Raw genomic sequence first — 3,192 nt, 5'->3', positions numbered from 1 at the left:
CGGGTAGTCCTCAGGCAGGCCCCATTTCCTCCGATAGTCTTCGGGGGACATTCCCCGCGCTCTGAGATGTCGCCGCAAGGTCCTGTACGGCTTGTTGTCCTCAAAGCTGATCAGAGCGTCGGACGTAATGGATTTCCGAATCTCTGCCTGACTAAGCTTCGGCTGCTGGGGCTTTTCCGGCGCTGGTCCGAATGCGGGAGCGGCGATCGCCGAGAAGCTCGCGGCGATCTGACTTATGATCGCGGGTATTTCCGACGGCCTGACGTGGTTGTTCCTGAAATATGCGGCGGCGGCATCGGCAACGAGGTTGCGAAGTGTAATGTCCTCGGACACGGGAATTCTCGTATACGCTTCGGGCAGCTGAAGCTGGGCTTTGGAAGCCGACAACCGTTCGGCAGTCAACGGCGAAAATGGCGCAGGTCGCCGAAACCGCGGTGCTCGCCCGGCTCGGACGTTCAGACCTGCCGGTGAATGCGCGAGAGCCCCTCGATCAGCGATTTCAGCTCGGCCGGGCTGAAGCGCTCGGTAAAGCGGCGCTCGTGCATTGCGATCGCCCGATTTGCGGCCTCCAGGACGGTGGCCCCGCGCGCGGTGAGGCTCAGCTCCTGGCGCCGCCGGTCGGAGGCGGACCTCCGCCGCGCGACGAGATCGCGCTCGTCGAGCCGATCGACCAGCGCCATCATGGTGGCCCGGTCGCTGCCGAGGATCGCGGCGAGGTCGACCTGGGACACCCCCGGATTGGCGGCGATCAGTTGCAGCACGGCGCACTGCTTCTGGGTGAGTTCGAGCTCCGCCAGCGTCTCGGTGAAATCCCGGTACATGGCGACGTGGGCGAGCCGCAGGTGGAAGCCCAGCAAGCTCGGCAGGTCCCCGAGGTCAAACCGGGGCGCTTCGGCGGCGGCCACGGGCCTGCTGTCAGTCATGCGCCCTGACATAGCTCAAGCGAAGGAACGGAACAAACAAACGGCTCCGTTCTCCGCGCACAGTTCGTGAATGAACCGCAAAGGCGTCAGCCCGCCTGCCGATCCTTGTCGTAGGCGCCGAGCCCGGGCTTGTAGGTCTTGTCGTCGATGAACTGCCGGATGCCTTCCTTGCGGCCTTCGCCGTCGAAGCTGTTGGCGGCCTCCTGGGCCCGGATCAGATAGTCCTCGGCGTTGTCATAGGTCATCTCGCGGACGCGGCGGATGGCGTCCTTGGTGGCCTTCAGCGCCACCGGGTTCTTCTTCAACAGCACCTGGGCGACCTCGCTGACGCGCGCCTTCAGCTGGGCGGCCGGCAGGGCCTCGTTGACCAGGCCCCACTCGGCGGCGGTCCTGCCGTCGATGTTTTCGCCCATCAGCGCGTGGTACATCGCCTTGCGGAACGGCAGCAGCTCGCTGGCGACCTTCGAGGCCCCGCCGCCCGGCAGGATGCCCCAGTTGATCTCGGACAGCCCGAACTGCGCCGCCTCGTCGGCGAAGGCGAGGTCGCAGCCGAACAGCGGGCCGTAGCCGCCGCCGAAGCACCAGCCGTTGACCATGGCGATGGTCGGCTTCTGGAACCAGCGCAGGCGCCGCCACCAGCCATAGGCCTCGCGCTGCGCCTGGCGCGTCGCGCCAAGTCCCCGGGCTTCCGTCTCGCGGAAATACTCCTTCAGGTCCATGCCGGCGGACCAGGAGGCGCCCTCGCCCGTCAGCACCAGGACGCCGACGTCATCGCGAAACTCCAACTCGTCCAGCACCCGGCCCATCTGCCGGTTGAGCTTGGGGCTCATGCAGTTGCGCTTCTCCGGGCGATTGAACTTCACCCAGGCGACGCCGCCTTCGATCTCAAAGGCGACGGTGTCTTCTTCGCGGCGTTCGCCGATCATAGGTTCCTTCCCGCCGGCGGTCCCGCCAGCCATTGTGATTGTTGTCGAATGAGGGGCGTGGGCGGGCTCAGATCGGGAAATGGCCCGGCTCGGTCTCCACGGTGATCCAGCGCAGCTCGGTGAAGGCCTCGATGCCGGCCTTGCCGCCGAAGCGGCCGTAACCGGAGGCCTTGACCCCGCCGAACGGCATTTGCGCCTCGTCGTGCACGGTCGGGCCGTTGACGTGGCAGACGCCGGACTTGATCTGGCGCGCGACCTTCAAGCCGCGGGCGATGTCGCGGGTGAAGACCGCCGCTGAGAGGCCGTACTCGGTGTCGTTGGCGAGTTCGATGGCGTGCGCCTCGTCGCGCGCGCGAACAAGGGCGACCACCGGGCCGAAACTCTCGTCGCGGAACAGGCGCATGTCGGGGGTCACGCCGTCGATGACATGGGCCGGCATCAGCACGCCCTTGGCCTCGCCGCCGACGAGCTGCCTGGCGCCCTTGGCGAGCGCGTCCTTGATCAGGCCCTGCACGCTGGCGACGGTCTTCGCGTCCACGACCGCGCCGAGCGGCGTCTTGCCCTCGCGAGGGTCGCCCACGGCCATGCCGCGCACCTTCTCGGCGAACTTGCGCGCGAACGCATCGGCCACCGCCTCGACGACGATGATGCGCTCGGTCGACATGCAGATCTGGCCCTGGTTCATGAAGGCGCCGAAGGCCGCCGCCTTGACCGCCTCGTCCAGGTCGGCGTCCTCCAGCACGACCAGCGGCGCCTTGCCGCCGAGCTCGAGCAGGGCGGGCTTGAGGTTCTCCGCCGCACGCTTGGCGACGATGCGGCCCACCGCCGTCGAGCCCGTGAAGTTGATGCGCCGCACCGCCAAATGATCGATCAGAGCGCCCACTACCTCGCCCGCGTCCTCGGGCGCATTGGTGACGATCTCGACGACTCCCTCGCCCAGGCCCGCAGCCTGGAAGGCTTCGACGATCAGGGCGTGCGTGCGCGGGCACTGCTCGGAGGCCTTCAGCACGACGGTGTTGCCGCAGGCCAGCGGCGTGGCGATCGCGCGCACGCCCAGGATGATCGGCGCGTTCCACGGCGCGATCCCCAGCACCACGCCGGCCGGCTCGCGCACCGCCATGGCCAGGCAGCCCGGCTTGTCGGAGGGGATCACCTCGCCGCCGATCTGGGTCGTCAGCGACGCCGCTTCGCGGATCATGCCGGCCGCGAGCATCAGGTTGAAGCGCGCCCAGCCTTCGGTCGCGCCGATCTCGCTCATCATCGCCTCGACGAAGGCGTCGGCCCGCGCCTCCAGCGCAGCTGCGGCCTCGGCGAGCTTGGCGCGGCGCGCGTTCGGCCCCAGC

General features: G+C 68.1%; 4 protein-coding genes. All 4 read right to left on the bottom strand.

The features are described 5' to 3' along the window. On the bottom strand, positions 1-333 hold a 333-nt coding region (locus tag VJS38_RS11240; protein ID WP_324088236.1), incomplete at its 3' end, for a MucR family transcriptional regulator. Positions 334-455: 122 nt separating this feature from the next. Then, positions 456-923, bottom strand: a complete 468-nt coding sequence (locus tag VJS38_RS11235; RefSeq protein WP_324088235.1) for a MarR family winged helix-turn-helix transcriptional regulator — start codon at positions 921-923, stop codon at positions 456-458. A gap of 86 nt (positions 924-1,009) precedes the next feature. After that, positions 1,010-1,849, bottom strand: coding sequence for a p-hydroxycinnamoyl CoA hydratase/lyase (locus tag VJS38_RS11230; protein WP_324088234.1), 840 nt, complete (start codon positions 1,847-1,849; stop codon positions 1,010-1,012). A gap of 67 nt (positions 1,850-1,916) precedes the next feature. Then, on the bottom strand, positions 1,917-3,192 hold a 1,276-nt coding region (locus VJS38_RS11225), incomplete at its 5' end, for an aldehyde dehydrogenase (protein ID WP_324088233.1).

It is taken from the genome of Phenylobacterium sp. (assembly GCF_035276905.1).
In the GTDB taxonomy this organism is placed as follows: Bacteria; Pseudomonadota; Alphaproteobacteria; order Caulobacterales; family Caulobacteraceae; genus Phenylobacterium.
The sequence above is the reverse complement of the archived record's forward strand: the minus strand, read 5'-3'. Positions and strand labels throughout refer to the sequence as shown.